Raw genomic sequence first — 16,269 nt, 5'->3', positions numbered from 1 at the left:
CCCGAGGAGACCCGATGACCACCACCGCCGACGTCGTCGCCACCGCCCCCGCTCCTGCATCCGCCGACTACATGGGCTTCGTCGGGGTGACCACCGCGTCGTCGTCGATCATGAAGGTCTTCCCGCTCTGGGCCGACATCCTCGGGCTCCCGACCCGCACCCTGGTCGGCCACGACCTGCCGATGGATGCCGATCCCGCGCAGTACCGCGCGATGGTCGAGCAGATCCGCGACGACCCGCACCACCGCGGGGCCCTCGTGACCACGCACAAGATGAACGTGTGCGCCGCGGCCTCCGACCTGTTCGACGAGCTCGACCCCTTCGCGGTGTCGTGCTCCGAGATCTCCAGCATCTCCAAGCGCGGCCGCGTCCTGTCGGGGCGGGCCAAGGATCCGATCACGGTCGACCTCGCGCTGAACGACTTCCTTCCCGCCGATCACTTCGCCCGCACGGGGGCTGCGGTCGTGATCCTCGGCGCCGGAGGCTCGGGCACCGCCCTGAGCTGGGCACTGGCCGAACGCGAAGACGCCCCGGTGAAGATCACGGTCACCGCCCGCACGCAGGACAAGCTCGACCACCTGCGCGAGGTTCATCGCAAGCACGGCACGCGCGAGGGGCTGATCGAGTACGTCGTGACCGCCTCCCCCGCAGAGGCCGATGCCCTCGTGGCCGCCGCCCCCGCGGGTTCCGTCATCGCCAACGCGACCGGGCTCGGCAAGGACCGCCCCGGCTCGCCGCTGACCGACGCGGTGGTGTTCCCCGAGGGCGCGTACGCGTGGGAGTTCAATTACCGAGGCTCGCTCGAGTTCCTCCACCAGGCCGAAGCGCAGGCATCCGCCCGCGGGCTGCATGTGGTCGACGGCTGGCGCTACTTCATCCACGGCTGGTCGCAGGTGGTGGCCGACGTGTTCGAGCTCGACCTCACCCCCGAGGTCGTCGAGCGACTCGCCGATGCCGCGGAGTCGGTGCGCTGATGTCCGCCGTCGTCCGCACGGTGCTCGGTGACATCGACCCGGCGCTGCTCGGGCGGGTGGATTATCACGAGCACCTGTTCCAGGTCTCGCCGTTGCTGCCGGGCGATGAGCTCGACGACGAGAAGGCCTCGGGCGAAGAGGCGGCCCTGCTGCAGGCGAGCGGGTTCGAGGCGATGGTGGATGCCACCCCGTTCGGCCTCGCGCGCGACCCCGCAGCCCTGGTGCGCATCAGCGCGACGACCGGGATGCACATCGTCGCGACGACCGGCCGACACCGCGAGGCTCACTACGGTGTGGATCACCCGATGCAGGTGTGGACCGCCGATCGTCTGGCCGCCCTCTTCATCGCCGACATCACGCGCGGCATGCCCGCCGACGACGGGGAGATCTTCGAGACGCCGGATGTGTCTCTCGCCGCAGCGCCCGATGGCGCCCCCGTACGCGCCGGACTCCTCAAGGGCGGCGCCGACTACTGGCGCATCAGTCCGTTCGAGCGCACCACCCTGATCGCCGTGGCCGAGGCGCACCGTGCGACAGGCGCTCCGGTCATGGTGCATCTGGAGTTCGGCACTGCGGCCCACGAGGTGCTCGACCTGCTCGGGGCCGAGGGTGTGTCCGCCGACCGGGTCGTGCTCGCACACGCCGACCGCGACCCCGACCCCGGGCTGCACGTGTCGCTCGCCGAACGCGGAGCCCACCTCGGCTACGACGGCTTCGCTCGTCCGCGCACCCGCTCCGACGCCGAGCTGCTCGCCCTGACGGTTGCGGTGGTGGAGCGCGGCGCCGGCCATCGGATCGTGCTCGGCGGCGACGTGGCCCGGCGCACGCGGTACATCGCGTACGGCGGCCTGCCCGGACTCGCCTACCTCGGCGACCGCTACCTCCCCCGCCTGCGCGCGGCCGTCGGCGACGAAGCCGTGCACCGGATGCTCGTGACCACCCCGGCCCGCCTGCTGACCCTCACGCCCTGATCCCCTCCCTGCGCACGAGCATGGCCATGAGCATCCGCCTCCACTCCCGACACCCCCGAGGAGACACCGTGTCCGAGCCGACCATCCTGCACGCCACCTTCACCGCCCAGCCCGGAACAGGTGACCGCGTGGCGGCCCTGCTGCGCGACTTCGCCGAGGGCGTGCGCGCCGAGGAGGGCAACGTCGTGTTCGACGCCACCCGCCTCGTCGACGACCCCGACCGCTTCTTCGTCTACGAGGTCTATCGCGACGAGGCGGCGTTCCAGGCGCACATCGCCGCCCCCGCAGGCATCCCCTTCAACGCGGCGCTGCAGGAGCTCATCGTCGAACCGTCATCGCAGCTCACCTTCCTCCGCCGCCTCTGATCCGCGACCATCACTCCGGTCGACGATCCGCCATCCAGTCGTCACGCGAAAGGCTGAACTGGAGGTAGGTGGACGATGCCCCCAGAAACTCTTCGACGGCGCCGAAGCCGGTCTCACGCATTCCGAGACGTCGGAGAATCCGCACCGATCCGACGTTGGCTTCCAGCGCCTCAGCCCAGATACGGGAGAGTCCGAGCTCGGTGAACCCGTATTCGAGGCCGGCGACTGCCGCCGCCGTTCCCCGCCCTCGATGCCACTGCCCCGAGGGTCCGATGAGAAATCCGAGCTCGCGGACGCCCTCCTCGCCCCCATACAGATCGACATGGCCGACCGGCTCGCCGTCGTGGAGAGCCAGAAGCCGCGTCAACAACGGGTCCGGCTCCGCGATCGCCTGACGCCACCACGGAATCGCGTCATCGACAGAGGGATGCAGCGTCCATCCGGCGTGGGCGCAGAACACGGGATCGATCGCCCAGGAGGCGAGAGTCTCCGCGTCCGAGGCGACCAGCGGGCGCAGCACGATCTCCACCCGGACAGCGTAGCGATCACATGCCACACCCCGGACACGAAGAAGCCCCCCACCCGAAGTTGAGGGGCTTCTTCATGAAAGCGGTGTCACTCGTAGAGGACTGCCGCGATCTTCGGGTCGTCGATGTTGGTCTTGTCGTACCAGTACGAACCGGTGTCGTAGAACTTCTCGACCGACTCACCGTTCGCGGCGTCGTACGCGGCCTGCACGACCTGTGCGCCGATGCCGATCGGGTCCTGCGTGATGGCGCCGGCCATGGTGCCGTCCTTGATGGCGTTGATCTGCGCTGCGCCGGAGTCGAAGCCGACGATCGTGATCTTGCCCTTCTCGAGGCCCAGCTCGTTCACGGCGTTCACGACGCCGATGGCCGAGCCTTCGTTGGTGCCGTAGATGCCCTTGAGGTCGGGGTGAGCCGCGATCAGGGTCTTGGCGATGTCAGCCGACTTGAGGTGGTCGCCGTCACCGTACTGGATGTCGACGATCTCGATGTCGGGGTAGTCCGCCTTGATCTTGTCGACGAAGCCGTCACGACGCTCGACACCGGTCGAGTTGATCTGCGAGTGGCCGACGATCGCGACCTGGCCCTCGCCGCCGATCAGCTCGGCCATGTGCTCGGCCGCGAGTGCACCGGCGACCTTGCTGTCGGTGGCCGACAGGCTGAGCCCGACGTCACCGTTGCAGGGAGCGTCGAAGTAGACGACGGGGATGTCCTTCGCCTTGGCCTGCTCGAGCGGGGCGACGCACGCCTCGGGGTCGAGGGCGGCGTAGGCGATGGCATCCGGGTTCTTGTCGATCGCGGCGGTCAGCATCTCGAGCTGAGCGGCGATCTCGGTCTCGGCCGCGGGGCCTTCGAACGTGATCTTGACGCCGAGCTCTTCGGCCTTGTCCTCTGCGCCCTTCTTGACGGCCTGCCAGAACTGGTGCTGGAAGCCCTTCGAGACCAGCGCGATGTACATCTCGCCGTCGCTGCTTCCGCCGCTGCTCGAGCCTTCGTCGATCACGTCGCCGCCACCGCCGGCACAGCCGGCGAACACCAGTGCGGATGCGGCCACGAGGGCCGCGAATGCGGTCTTCTTCCCGAATTTCATGAAAACTCCATTGTTTGGGTACGAATCGGTTTGTTCTGTGTGGATGCCGGACGAGCCGGCGCTGTGTGCATTCCAGGTGCCTGTGCGGATCGCTCCGCGGGATTCGGCCGGGGCCGGAGGACGACGACGGGCACGGGTTTCGCCGCCGTCCAGATCTCAGGTGCGCTGTCGGTTGCGGAGCGAGTCGAGGAAGACCGCGAGCAGCACGACGATGCCGACGACGATGTTCTGCCACTCGGACTGGATCGACATGATGCGCAGGCCGTTCACGAGCACGCTCATGATCAGCGCGCCGATGACGGTGCCGAGGATGGATCCGCGTCCGCCCAGCAGCGAGGTGCCACCGATGATGACGGCGGCGATCGCCTGCAGCTCGTATCCGGTGCCGATCTGCGGCTGCGCCGAATCGAGACGGGAGGCGATCACGATGCCGGCGATACCGGTGAAGGCGCCGGCGAACATGTAGATGAGGATCGTCCAACGACGGGTGTTGACGCCCGAGAGGCGCGTGGCCTCTTCGTTCGAGCCGATCGCGAACGTGTACCGTCCGAGCAGCGTCTTCGACAGCACCAGCCAGGCGATGATCGCGACGACGGCGGTGATGAGCACGGCGTTGGGGATGCCGGGGATGATCACGCCGAGGGCGATCTTCTTGAAGTCGGGTGCCGAGGTGGAGAAGTAGATCGGCGAGACGTTGGAGATGACCAGCGCAAGACCACCGGCGATCATCATCATCGCGAGCGTGGCGATGAACGGGGGCAGGCGGAGGAACGTGATGTTGACGCCGTTCACGAGCCCCATCAGCACACCGGTCAACACACCGCCGATCACGCCGACCCAGACCGGGAGCCCCATGTTCGTCACGAACACACCCGTCATCACGGCGCACAGCGCCATGCCGGTGCCGATCGACAGGTCGATGCCGCCGGTGATGATGACGAAGGTCGTGCCGAGGGCCAGGATGCCGATGACGGCGGTCGACAGCAGCACCGTGGCGATGTTGCTGAAGGTGAAGAAGTTCGGGCTGGCGATCGAGAAGAAGATGACGAGCACGATGAGCGTGCCGAACGCCAGCGACTGCTGGAGCTGGCGCTTCAGGAACGCGCCGACATCTCTCTTATCGGTGTTCTCGTTCACCGCGGTCTGGATGATCGTCGTCGTCGACGATCCGGGCTGCTGTGGAGCGCTCATCAGTCTTCCTCCCCGTGGGCTGCGAGTTGCATGATCTTCTCCTGGCTTGCTTCCTCGTTGCGGAGCGTCCCGGTGATGCGGCCGTTGGCGAACACCGCGATGCGGTTCGCCACGCGGAGGATCTCCGGGAGCTCGGATGAGATGACGATGATGGATTTGCCTGCGTCAGCGAGCTGCTGCATCAGGCGGTAGATCTCTTCCTTCGCGCCGACGTCGATCCCTCTGGTCGGTTCGTCGAAGATGAGGATGTCGCAGTCGCGCATCAGCCACCGGGCGATGACGACCTTCTGCTGGTTCCCTCCGGAGAGGAGCTTGACGACCTGGTTGACCGATGGCGTCTTCACGCGCAGCTGCTGCACGTATTCCTTGGTGCGGTTCTTCGCCTTGCTGTCGCCCATCCAGCCGATCCCGTTGGCGTAGGAGCCGAGAGAGGCGAGCACGGTGTTGAACGTCACATCCTGCTCGAGCATGAGGCCGAGGAGCTTGCGGTCCTCCGAGAGATAACCGAGACCGTGGTGCACGGCATCCGCCGGCTGGGAGATGCGCACCTGGCGTCCGCCGATGGCGATCGTGCCGCCGTCGCGGTGGTCCGCACCGATCACCGCACGCGCGGTCTCGGTGCGCCCTGCACCCATGAGCCCGGCGAAACCGAGGATCTCACCCTTGTGCAGCTGGAACGAGACGTCTTTCAGGAGGTTCTTCGTCGACAGCCCCTCCACTTCGAGCACCACGGGGTCGTTCGCGTGCTCGCGGGCCTTCGGCCGGGTTCCCTCGTCGATCGCGCGCCCGACCATCATCTCGATGATCGTCGGGATGGTGATCTCGGCTTTGTCGAGTGATCCGATGTATGTGCCGTCTCGAAGGACGGTCACACGATCGGCCAGACGGCGCAGCTCGTCCATGCGGTGCGAGATGTAGACGATCCCGGTGCCCCGCGTCTTGAGCTGCTCGATCAGGACGAACAGCGTCTCGACCTCGGTGTCGGTGAGCGCGGAGGTCGGCTCGTCCATGATGAGGACCTTGGCGTTGAACGACAGGGCCTTGGCGATCTCGACCATCTGCTGCTCGGCCACCGTGAGCTCGCCGACGAGCTGTCGCGGGTTCAGGTTGATGTCGAGGCGCTTGAGCAGCTCCGCGGTCTGCGAGTTCAGCTTGCGCTCCGACAGGAACGGGCCCGTGGTGGGTTCGCGCCCCACGTAGATGTTCTGCGCGACTGTGAGATCGGGCATCAGGTTGAGCTCCTGATGGATGATCGTGATTCCGAGCTCCTGCGCCTGGAGGGGCCCGGTGAGCTCGACCTCGCGGCCCTCGAACGTGATCGTGCCCTCGTCCTTGGTGTAGATCCCGGAGAGGATCTTCATCAGCGTCGACTTGCCGGCGCCGTTCTCGCCCACGAGCACGAGCACCTCGCCGGCGTGCACCTCGAGGTGCACGTCTTTCAGCGCCTGCACGCCGGGGAATCCTTTGCTGATCCCCTCGACCCGGAGGATGGGTCCACTCATGCGCTCACCTGCTTCCTTGAAGGTTCTGCTTCGATGTCGACGGATCATTCCGTCGCAAACATCGGATCAATTCTGCGTCCTACGCTACGGGAAGCGCAAGTTGTATCTAAATGTATCTAAGGTCGGCGGGAATGGGAAGACCTGTAATGACATCTTGATCTTCCGCCACCGATCCGCCCCGGATCGGTCTCGGATCGGTCTCAGTGGAACCGGATCGACTCGACCGCCACGAGCTTGTCGCGGATGTACGCGTTGGCGTGGGCGCCGAGCTCGACGTTGTCGTTCCAGAGGTTCCGCCAGATGCCGAGCATCCGGCTGAGGTCCGGAGCGACCACCGCAGACGAGAACGACTCGAACACGATCGGTCCGTCGTAGCCGATGCGCCCGAGAGCCTTGAAGAACGTGTCGAAGTCGACGGTGCCGGTGCCGAGGTAGCCGCGGTGGCTCTCGCCGATGTGCACGTAGCGCAGCGCGGGGGCGGCGTCGAGGACGGGGGCGAACATATCCGACTCCTCGATGTTCATGTGGTACGTGTCGATATGGATCCCGAGGTTCGGCCGATCGACCTCGGCGACATAGGCCAGGGCCTGACGCGCGGTGTTCAGCACGTTCGTCTCGTAGCGGTTCACGACCTCGAGCGAGACCGACACTCCGCGCTCGGCCGCATGGTCGGCGACGCGGGCGATCGCGGCCTTGCTGCTCGCGAGCCCCTCGGCGGTCACGGGCTCCATGTACTTCTTCATGGCGCTGTAGATCACCCCGCAGAAATGCTGTCCGCCGAGGTCTGCGAGCACGTCGACGGCCTTGATCAGGAGTGCTTCGCCTGCCGCGACGATCGCGGGGTCGGAGCTGGTCACATCCGTCGCCTCCGAGAGTCCGAGCGATGCGCTGACGGCGAGGTCGTACTCCTCCAGCGCGTCTTTCGCGACGGCGACGTCGAACGAGAACGGATCCATCAGCGGGAACTCGATGAGGTCGAAACCCGCTTCCTTCGTCTTCTGCACCGCCAGACGGATGCCGTCGGCATCGAAGTTCCCTGTCCAGACGAGCCCGTGGCAGCCGATGTTCATGAGACCTCTCACAGCGGGTGTGCGGCACCGTCGCCGTTCGGACTTGGCACGTTGCAAGTCCGGTGTGCGAGTCACGCTACGTCGCGCGGGCAAGCCCTGTCAAGAACTTTCTTGGCACGTTGCAACTCGTCCGATATCCTGAGGCCGCCGACGCGGTCCGGAACCCCGATCGACGCGGCGACGATGAAGGAGCACCATGCCAGCGAGCGTCAAAGACGTCGCCGCCCTCGCCGGGGTCTCCTCTTCCACCGTGTCGAACTACCTCAACCACCCGCATGTGCTCGGAGCCGCGAGCCGCGAACGGGTGCGGGCGGCGATCGAGCAGCTCGGCTTCGTGCCCAACGAATCGGCACGGCAGCTGCGCGCAGGGTCGAGCAAGGCCCTCGCGCTCATCCTTCTCGACGCCTGGCTGCCCTACTTCCATGAGCTCTCGCGCGGGGTCGAAGACGTGGCACGCGAGGGCGGTTGGTCGCTCTTCTTCAGCAACAGCAACCGTGACGACGCGCAGGAGCGGCGCAACCTCGACATGTTCGAGGCGCACCGGGTGCAGGGCATCGTCATCTACCCGCTCGGCGACGTGGTCCCGCGTCTGGAAGCGCTCGCCGACCGCGGCATCCGCTCGGTCGTCGTTGGTCCGATCCGCGCTTCGTCCAAGGTCGCCTCCGTCCTCTTCGACGATCGTGGCGGCGGGCGACTCGCCGGAGAGCATCTCGTGAAACTCGGCCGGCGGCGCATCCTGTTCCTCGGCAGCCCGGCGGTGAGTCAGTCGAACGACCGCCTGGCCGGCCTCCGGGAAGCAGCGGCGGGCACCGACGCGACCGTGTCGGTCATCGACGTCCCGCACCTGGCGACCGAAGACGGCCTGCATGCTGGTGCGCAGATCATCGCGATGCCGGTGTCCGAGCGCCCTGACGCGGTGTTCGCCGCGAACGACCTGGTCGCACTCGGGGTGCTCACGCAGCTGCTGCGCCACGGCGTCCGGGTGCCGGAGGAGATCGCACTCGTGGGCTTCGACGACGTCGCCCACGCGCACCAGGGAGTCGTGCCGCTCACGAGCGTGCGGCAGCCCGGCTACGAGATCGGCCGAGCCGCCGGGGCCGCCCTCTTGCAGCAGCTCGCCGACCCCACGGCTCCACCACCCGCGACGACGCCGTTCCCCGCCGAGCTCATCGTGCGGGAATCGACCGTCGGTCGCTGAGCGGAGGAACCGCCGGTTCAGGTCGCGGGGATGAGCCCTTCCGCGGCGAGGTTCTCCCACAGCGCCGTCGGGATCTCGAGCGCGGCGTACTCCGCGTTCTGCTGCAACTGCGCCGGACGACTGCCGCCCACCACGACCGAGCGCACGACGTCGGACTGCAGCGGGAACTGGAGCGCCGCAGCGGGCAGCGGCACACCGTGGTCGGCGCATACGGCGGCGATGCGGACGAGTCGGTCCCACAGCTCGTCCGGAAGCTGCCCGTACTCGTAGCGCCCGTCACGACGCGGCTCGCTCGACGCGAGCAGCCCGGAGTTGAACACCGAAGCGGCGACGATCCCGGTCCCGGTCTCGCGGCAGGCGGGGAGCACGTCGACCGCGGCGGGCTGTTCGAGCAGCGTGTACCGGCCGGCCACCATGATCAGGTCGAGGTCGGCCGAGCGCACGGCAGCGGCGAGAGCATCCGACACCATCGAGCCGATGCCGATCGCGGTCACCTCGCCGTCGGCGCGCAGCTGCTCCATGGCCGGAAGGGCTTCGGCGAGCGCGAGGTCGAGGTCGTGCCGCTCGGGGTCGTGCAGGTAGAGCAGGTCGATGTGCTCGATGCCGAGCCGCTCGCGGGACTCATCGACGCTGGTGCGGATGCCCTCCGCCGAGAAGTCCCACACGCGCTGCAAGTCGTCCGGCACGTGGAAGTCGTTCGCGGTGTCGAGGCCGCCGGTGCGGTCGGGGTTCGGTCGCAGCAGACGCCCGGTCTTGGTAGAGAGCACGTAGTCGCCCCGCGGCTTGGTCTGCAGGAAGGCCCCGAGCCGACGCTCGGAGAGCCCGAGGCCGTAGTGCGGCGCGGTGTCGTAGAAGCGGATGCCGCTCTCCCACGCCGCATCCAGCACGGCCCAGGCCTCGTCGTCGGACAGCGGGCGGAACAGGTTGCCGACGTTCGCGGCACCGTAGCCCAGCGTGGGAACCGCCAGGCGGTCAGGCACTCCGCTCAGATCAGGCGCCGACATGCGCACCCGTCCAGGTGTAGGTCGCGATGCTGTCGGCCTTCATCTCCATGCCGCTTCCCGGCGCGGTCGGCGCCATGTACGAGCCGCCCTGGATGTCGGTGGGCACGACGAAGTGCTCGTGCAGGTGGTCGACGAACTCGATCATGCGGCCCTCGCGAGTGCCGGTGACCGCGACGAAGTCGAACATCGACAGGTGCTGCACGGCCTCGCACAGGCCGACGCCACCCGCGTGCGGGCACACCGGCACGTCGAACTTGGCGGCGAGCAGCAGGTTCGCGATGTTCTCGTTCACTCCGGCGACGCGCACGGCATCGATCTGCATGACCGAGATCGCCTCGGCCTGCAGCAGCTGCTTGAAGATGACGCGGTTCTGGGCGTGCTCGCCGGTCGCGACACGGATGGGGGCGACACCACGGGCGATCTCGGCGTGGCCGAGCACGTCGTCGGGGCTGGTGGGCTCCTCGATCCAGGCGGGATGGAATTCGGCGAGCGCGTTCACCCACTCGATCGCCTCCGACACCTCCCAGCGCTGGTTGGCGTCGATCGCGATCGGGAAGTCGGGGCCGCACACCTCGCGGGCCTTGCGGAAGCGGCGGATGTCGTCGTCGAGGTCGGCGCCGACCTTGAGCTTGATCTGCGTGAAGCCGTCGGCCATGGCCTCGCGGGCCAGGCGCTCGAGCTTCTCGTCGGAGTAGCCGAGCCAGCCGGGGCTCGTCGTGTAACCCGGGTATCCGGTCGCGAGCAGCTGCTGCTCCCGCTCCGCGCGACCGGGTTCGGCAGCCCGCAGGATCTCGAGGGCATCCTCGCGGGTGAGCGCGTTGGTGAGGTAGCGGAAGTCGACGAGGTCGACGAGTTCCGCAGGCGTCATCCGGGCCAGCAGCTGCCAGAGCGGGAGCCCCGCGCGCTTGGCCTTGATGTCCCACAGCGCGTTGATGACCGCGCCGATGGCCATGTGCATGACGCCCTTCTCAGGCCCCAGCCACCGCAGCTGCGAGTCGCCGATGATGTCGCGGAACGTGCCGCCCATGTCGTCGAGCAGCGGCTCGATCTCGCGCCCGACCAGGTGACCGGCGAGCGCGTCGATCGCCGCGACCTGCACGTCGTTGCCGCGGCCGATCGTGAAGACGAAGGCGTGGCCCTCGATGTCGTCAGTGGCATCCGTGCGCACGATGACGTACGCGGCCGAGTAGTCGGGGTCGGGGTTCATCGCATCCGAACCGTCCAGGCTCAGGGACGTGGGGAAGCGGATGTCGGTGGTGTCGAGGGCGACGATACGGCTCACGGGATTCCTCTCCATGCACGGGTGATTTCTCCGTGCGGATCTCTTGGAGTGTAAACATCCGATGTCTATACTGTCAACGAGACCGGCCGCGTCGTCGCGGCCTCCCGACCGATCAGGAGAAACATGAAGTTCGCGCGGCTCGGCACCCCCGGGAATGAGATCCCCGTCCTCGTGGAGGGCGACCGATACCTCGACCTCCGCTCCGTAACATCCGACGTGAACGGCGATTTCCTCGAGAGCGACTTCGTCGCCCGCGTGGCAGCCGCCCGCGAAGCCGGAGAGCTTCCGGAGCTCGCGGATGCCGCATCGATGCGCATCGGCGCCCCGATCGCCCGCCCGAGCGCCGTGATCTGCATCGGCATGAACTATGCGGCCCACGCCGCCGAGTCGGGCTCGGAGCCGCCGACCATCCCGATCCTCTTTCTCAAGACGCCGAACACGGTCGTCGGCCCGAACGATTCCGTGACGATCCCCCGCGGCAGCGAGAAGACCGACTGGGAGGTCGAGCTCGGCATCGTGATCGGCACCCGCGCCTCGTACCTCGACTCCCCCGAGGAGTCGCTCGCCCACGTCGCCGGCTTCGTCGCCGCGAACGACGTCTCCGAGCGGGCGTTCCAGATCGAGGTGTCGGGAGGACAGTGGTCGAAGGGCAAGATCGCCCCTGGCTTCAACCCGACCGGCCCGTGGCTGGTCACCCCCGACGAGGTCGACCATCAGGCGCTCGGCCTTCGCAGTTTCGTGAACGGTGAGCCGCGGCAGGACTCGAACACGAGCGACATGATCTTCACGGTCGAGCACATCGTGCACCACCTGTCGCAGTACGTGACGCTCGAGCCCGGCGACCTGATCCTCACCGGCACCCCGCAGGGCGTCGCCCTGTCGGGGAAGTACCCCTACCTCGCCGCCGGCGACGTGGTCGAGATCGAGATCGACGGCCTCGGCCGTCAGCGGCAGGAATTCGTGGCATGGGAGGCCCAGAAGTGAGCGCATTGAACGGACTGGACGGACTGGTGGCGATCGTCACCGGCGGAGCATCCGGAATCGGCGCGGCGATCGCCCAGCGCCTGCACGCCGATGGGGCGACCATCGCCGTCCTCGACCGCGACACCGCCGCGGCCGACCCCGCCTTCGCCGCCTTCACGGCCGATGTCTCCGACCGCGCGAGCGTCGACGCCGCGGTGGCCGCCGTCGCCGAGAGGTTCGGACGCATCGACATCGTCGTCAACAACGCCGGGATCGGTGCGCAGGGCGACATCGCAGCCAACGACGACGACGAATGGGCCCGCGTGCTCTCGGTCAACGTCACCGGCATCGCCCGCGTCACCTCGGCAGCCCTCCCCTGGCTGCGGGAGTCTCCGTCGGCCGCGGTGTGCAACACGGCATCCATCGCCTCCACCACCGGACTGCCCCTGCGCGCGCTCTACAGCGCGTCGAAGGGTGCCGTCGCGGCCCTCACCCGCGCGATGGCCGCCGACCATCTGCGCGAGGGCATCCGTGTGAACGCGGTCAACCCCGGCACCGCCGACACCCCGTGGGTGGGCCGACTGCTCGACTCGGCTGCCGACCCCGCCGCCGAGCGCGCGGCCCTCGAAGCGCGCCAGCCGCACGGACGCCTGGTCAGCCCCGACGAGGTCGCCGCCGCAGTCGCGTATCTCGTGAGCCCCGCAGCCGGCTCGACCACCGGAACCTTCATCGAGGTCGACGGCGGCATGGCCCAGCTGCGCCTGCGCGCGGAGTAGCCCGCTTCCGGGTTCCGGTCGCGCTTCCGGGTTCCGGCTTCCGGGTTCCGGGTTCCGGGTTCCGGCTTCCGGCTTCCGGCTTCCGGGTTCCGGTCGCAGTTGACGCCGTCCGCCCCACACCCCCGCACGTTCCGGTCGCGCTTCCGGCTTCCGGTCGCAGTTGGCGCCGCCCCCGCACGTTCCGGTCGCACTTGACGCCGTCTCGGAGCCCGCTCCACGGCAGCAACTGCGACCGGAAGCACGACACTCGAGCCACCTGTGGAAAGCCGCAACTGCGACCGGAAGCGTCGAGACCGACCCCGGACGGCGGCAACCGCGACCGGAAGCACGGCACCCGAACCACCTGTGGAAAGCCGCAGCAGCGACCGTGCAATCCTGCGATCGTGGCGCGATGACTCCGTCTCGCCCACTTCCCGCACATCTCGGTGCGTCGTTCTCCGTGCGACAGGCGCTGGATGCGGGAATCAACGCCGGCCGCCTGCGGAGGGGCGACCTCGAGACTCCGTTCCGTGGCGTTCGGCGGCTGGCGCGAACTGCTACCGTTCGCGACGAACTCGATTCCTTCGAGCGGCAACAGGTCGAGAGACGCATCCGCGCGCACGAGTACGGCCCTCGGCTGCGCTCGGGTCAGTTCCTCAGCCACGAGAGCGCCGTCGCGATCTGGGGCGGTCCCATGCCTCTGGCCCTCGCTGACGGACAGCCCGCCGACGGGCGCACACTCCCGGTACACGTCACCACCCTCGGTTCTGGGCCTCTTGTCCGCGCGGACGGAGTACGAGCTCATCGACTTCGCGCACCCGCTGCCCGTCTTCTCCACCCATCTGGGCTGACGGTCGCCAGCCCGGAGCTGACGTTCGCCGGTCTCGGAACCTGGAGTCTGCTCGACCTCGTGGCCCTCGGCGACTACTTCTGTCGCGTCTGGCGGGTCGGATACGGCCGACCGGATCCCGGCAAGGCCTCCTATTCGACGGTGGAACGGCTACGCAGCGCGGTCGAACTCGGACGCCGCGTCGGCGCCACCCGACTTCGACAGGCGATCGAACTCGTCCGCGAGGACTCCTGGTCTGCGCGCGAATCCACGCTGCGGTGTCACATCGTGCGGGCAGGCCTACCTGAACCGGAGCTCAACGTCGATGTCTATGATGACGACGGCCGGTTCCTCGCCTGCGTAGACCTCGCGTATCCGGCCCGGAAGGTCGCGATCGAGTATCAGGGGATCCGGCACGCCCAGCGCTACGCCGCAGATGTCGAGCGGATCGAGGCGCTTCGGGCCGCAGGCTGGACAGTGATCGAGGTCACCAGCGTCCTCATCGCACGCCCGGACGACCTGATCCTGCGAATCCGACGTGCTCTCGTCAGCTCGCCCGGCATCGGTTCCGGTCGCAGCTGACGCCGCTTGGCCCACACCCCGCGCGTTCCGGTCGCAGTTGGCGCCGCCTCGGAGCCGGCCTCACGGCAACAACTGCGACCGGAAGCACAGAGAGTGACGCCCCCGGCAGCAACTGCGACCGGAACCACAGAGACCGACGCCCCCGGCAGCAACTGCGACCGGAACCACAGAGACCGACGCCCCGGCAGCAACTGCGACCGGAAGCCGCCGCAGCGACCGGAACCACAGAGACCGACGCGCCGCCGAGCCGACGCTCAGCCGCGATGGCCGCGGAGCCACCCCCGGATGCCGGCACGCGGAACCTCGACAGATGACACCTGCCGCGGCTTGTCTGTGCCGTAGAACTGTTCGGCGTTGCGCCACAGGAGCGCGTCGAGGTCGTGGCCCCGCGACTCCGCCCAGGCGATCACGGCATCAGCCCAGCGCGATCGCGCGGTCGGCTGGTAGGTCGCAGAGCCATCCTCCGGCGCGTGCGGGTCACCGGGTTCGGCCGGACCGATCACCGAGACGGGCCAGTCGCTCCCCCACATCAGCCGCTCGACGCCGAAGGCATCCGCGGCCACGTCGAGGAACGGCTCCAGCTGCTCGGCACTCCAATCCCCTCCGGCCTCACCCGGCAGCCCCGAGAGCTTGCAGGAGGTGTGCGGATGGCGGGCGATCTCGGCGAGGTCACGCGCCCACTCCGCCGAGGGAGCGAGCGGAGCCGCAGCGGTGCCGACGGCGGGCTTCCCGAGGTGGTCGAGCACGATCTGCAGCTCAGGGATCGCTCCGGCGAAACGGGCGATCTCGGGGAGCTGATCGGCCCGCACGCACGCGTCGAAGGTCAGGCCACGCGCCGCGACCTCCCGTGCACCGGTCACGAACGCCGCCGAGACGGCGAGTCCGTCGGGCTCGCCCTGCAGGTTGTGTCGCACGCCGACGACGAGGGGCTCAGCCGCGAGACCTTCCAGGTGCGCGATGGTGTCGGTTCCCCGATCGAGACGGATGCCGGCGACGATGCCCACGACCCCCAGCGCCGGCGCCAACCCTGCAACCCAGCGCACCTCGTCGAGGAAATCATCTTCGACGGTCTCGGCCTGCACGAACACGCACTTCTCCGGCTCGGCCTGCTGCAGACGGGCGAGCTCGAGCTCGAGGTCGGCGAACCGGTACGCCATCGGGCCTTCGAGCCAGGTGTAGGTCAGAACCTCCGGATCCCAGAGATGCAGATGTGAATCGAGAACGCGCATGGCTCCATCCTGCCGGAGACATCCGATCAATCGCTAGGATGACGCCATGGCAGTCACCGACGAGGCGATCGAGAAGATCAAGGCGATGATCGTGGCGGGCGAGCTCGCCCCGGGCGATCGGCTTCCCCCCGAGAAGGAGCTGTCCGAACGGCTCGGCCTCTCCCGCAGCTCCATGCGCGAGGCGGTCAAGGCGCTGGAGGTCATCCGGGTCCTGGATGTGCGCCGGGGCGACGGTACCTACGTCACGAGCCTCGAACCGCATCTGCTGCTGGAGGCGATCTCGTTCGTCGTCGACATGCACGACGACGACTCGATGCTCGAGATCTTCGCCGTGCGGCGGATGCTGGAGTCGCAGGCCACGGGCCTTGCGGCAACGCTCGGCACCGACGAACAGCTCTCCGAGCTGCAGGACGAGGTCGATCGCGTCGACGCCTCGGTCAGCATCGACGAGCTGGTCGACCACGACATCCGCTTCCACCGGGAGATCGCGGCGATGTCGGGCAACGCCTACCTCGCGAGTCTGATCGAGCACCTGAGCAGTCAGACGGTGCGCGCCCGAGCGTGGCGTGGCCTCACCGAGAGCGGAGCCGTCGAGCGCACCCTGTCGGAGCACCGGGCGATCGCCGAAGCCGTCGCGCAGCGCGATGCCGGACTCGCGACTTCGCTCGCCACCGCGCACATCGCCGGCGTCGAGCGCTGGCTGCGTCAGGCCACGGCGACCTGAGCCCACCCCTCAA

General features: G+C 68.2%; 16 protein-coding genes. 8 read left to right on the top strand and 8 right to left on the bottom strand.

Annotated features, from left to right (window positions below):
* Positions 1-14: 14 nt before the first annotated feature.
* The 3 genes from CQ040_RS20125 (at position 15) to CQ040_RS20115 (ending at position 2,310) form a co-directional block, all read left to right on the top strand.
* The gene (locus CQ040_RS20125; protein WP_105528658.1) at positions 15-974 is read left to right on the top strand and encodes a shikimate dehydrogenase; all 960 of its coding nucleotides are present in this window, start codon (positions 15-17) and stop codon (positions 972-974) included.
* The gene (locus CQ040_RS20120; protein WP_105528657.1) at positions 974-1,945 is read left to right on the top strand and encodes a phosphotriesterase; all 972 of its coding nucleotides are present in this window, start codon (positions 974-976) and stop codon (positions 1,943-1,945) included. Before CQ040_RS20125 ends, CQ040_RS20120 begins: the two co-directional genes overlap by 1 nt.
* Positions 1,946-2,013: 68 nt before the next feature.
* Positions 2,014-2,310, top strand: coding sequence for a putative quinol monooxygenase (locus CQ040_RS20115; RefSeq protein WP_258131726.1), 297 nt, complete (start codon positions 2,014-2,016; stop codon positions 2,308-2,310).
* 10 nt (positions 2,311-2,320) lie between these two features.
* Here CQ040_RS20115 and CQ040_RS20110 read toward each other — a convergent pair whose 3' ends face one another.
* From CQ040_RS20110 to CQ040_RS20090, 5 genes are all read right to left on the bottom strand, one after another.
* On the bottom strand, positions 2,321-2,839 hold the full coding sequence (locus CQ040_RS20110) for a GNAT family N-acetyltransferase (protein ID WP_181157092.1): 519 nt from the start codon (positions 2,837-2,839) through the stop codon (positions 2,321-2,323).
* An 86-nt stretch (positions 2,840-2,925) separates the two neighbouring features.
* A complete protein-coding gene (locus tag CQ040_RS20105; RefSeq protein WP_105528654.1) occupies positions 2,926-3,927 on the bottom strand; it encodes an ABC transporter substrate-binding protein in 1,002 nt (333 codons plus the stop codon).
* 156 nt (positions 3,928-4,083) lie between these two features.
* Positions 4,084-5,118, bottom strand: a complete 1,035-nt coding sequence (locus CQ040_RS20100; protein WP_028500777.1) for an ABC transporter permease — start codon at positions 5,116-5,118, stop codon at positions 4,084-4,086.
* Positions 5,118-6,620 carry a sugar ABC transporter ATP-binding protein gene (locus tag CQ040_RS20095; RefSeq protein ID WP_105528653.1) on the bottom strand — a complete coding sequence of 501 codons (1,503 nt, stop codon included), beginning with the start codon at positions 6,618-6,620 and terminating at the stop codon, positions 5,118-5,120. The genes CQ040_RS20100 and CQ040_RS20095 overlap by 1 nt, the downstream gene beginning before the upstream one ends.
* A gap of 200 nt (positions 6,621-6,820) precedes the next feature.
* The gene (locus CQ040_RS20090; protein WP_105528652.1) at positions 6,821-7,690 is read right to left on the bottom strand and encodes a sugar phosphate isomerase/epimerase; all 870 of its coding nucleotides are present in this window, start codon (positions 7,688-7,690) and stop codon (positions 6,821-6,823) included.
* A gap of 196 nt (positions 7,691-7,886) precedes the next feature.
* Between CQ040_RS20090 and CQ040_RS20085 the strand changes: the two genes are divergently transcribed.
* Positions 7,887-8,888, top strand: a complete 1,002-nt coding sequence (locus CQ040_RS20085) for a LacI family DNA-binding transcriptional regulator (protein ID WP_105528651.1) — start codon at positions 7,887-7,889, stop codon at positions 8,886-8,888.
* Between the two features lie 17 nt (positions 8,889-8,905).
* Here the strand turns inward: CQ040_RS20085 and CQ040_RS20080 are convergent, their stop codons facing one another.
* Positions 8,906-9,892: an aldo/keto reductase gene (locus tag CQ040_RS20080; protein ID WP_105528659.1), complete on the bottom strand. Its 987-nt coding sequence runs from the start codon at positions 9,890-9,892 to the stop codon at positions 8,906-8,908.
* Complete coding sequence (locus tag CQ040_RS20075) at positions 9,879-11,174, bottom strand: L-fuconate dehydratase (protein WP_105528650.1); 1,296 nt, start codon at positions 11,172-11,174, stop codon at positions 9,879-9,881. The genes CQ040_RS20080 and CQ040_RS20075 overlap by 14 nt, the downstream gene beginning before the upstream one ends.
* A gap of 123 nt (positions 11,175-11,297) precedes the next feature.
* Between CQ040_RS20075 and CQ040_RS20070 the strand changes: the two genes are divergently transcribed.
* From CQ040_RS20070 to CQ040_RS20060, 3 genes are all read left to right on the top strand, one after another.
* Positions 11,298-12,158 (top strand): fumarylacetoacetate hydrolase family protein, encoded by an 861-nt coding sequence (locus tag CQ040_RS20070; protein ID WP_105528649.1) that lies wholly within the window; start codon positions 11,298-11,300, stop codon positions 12,156-12,158.
* Between the two features lie 5 nt (positions 12,159-12,163).
* Positions 12,164-12,913 (top strand): SDR family NAD(P)-dependent oxidoreductase, encoded by a 750-nt coding sequence (locus CQ040_RS20065; protein WP_374954154.1) that lies wholly within the window; start codon positions 12,164-12,166, stop codon positions 12,911-12,913.
* Between the two features lie 391 nt (positions 12,914-13,304).
* Positions 13,305-14,303, top strand: a complete 999-nt coding sequence (locus CQ040_RS20060; RefSeq protein WP_105528647.1) for a DUF559 domain-containing protein — start codon at positions 13,305-13,307, stop codon at positions 14,301-14,303.
* Between the two features lie 254 nt (positions 14,304-14,557).
* Here the strand turns inward: CQ040_RS20060 and CQ040_RS20055 are convergent, their stop codons facing one another.
* Positions 14,558-15,532 (bottom strand): amidohydrolase, encoded by a 975-nt coding sequence (locus CQ040_RS20055; protein ID WP_105528646.1) that lies wholly within the window; start codon positions 15,530-15,532, stop codon positions 14,558-14,560.
* Positions 15,533-15,578: 46 nt separating this feature from the next.
* Here CQ040_RS20055 and CQ040_RS20050 point away from each other — a divergent pair, with 46 nt between their 5' ends.
* Positions 15,579-16,256 carry a FadR/GntR family transcriptional regulator gene (locus CQ040_RS20050; RefSeq protein WP_028500787.1) on the top strand — a complete coding sequence of 226 codons (678 nt, stop codon included), beginning with the start codon at positions 15,579-15,581 and terminating at the stop codon, positions 16,254-16,256.
* Positions 16,257-16,269: the final 13 nt, after the last annotated feature.

Source organism: Microbacterium sp. MYb54, assembly GCF_002979515.1.
Taxonomy (GTDB): Bacteria; Actinomycetota; Actinomycetes; order Actinomycetales; family Microbacteriaceae; genus Microbacterium.
This window is presented reverse-complemented; position numbering and strand designations above follow the sequence as displayed.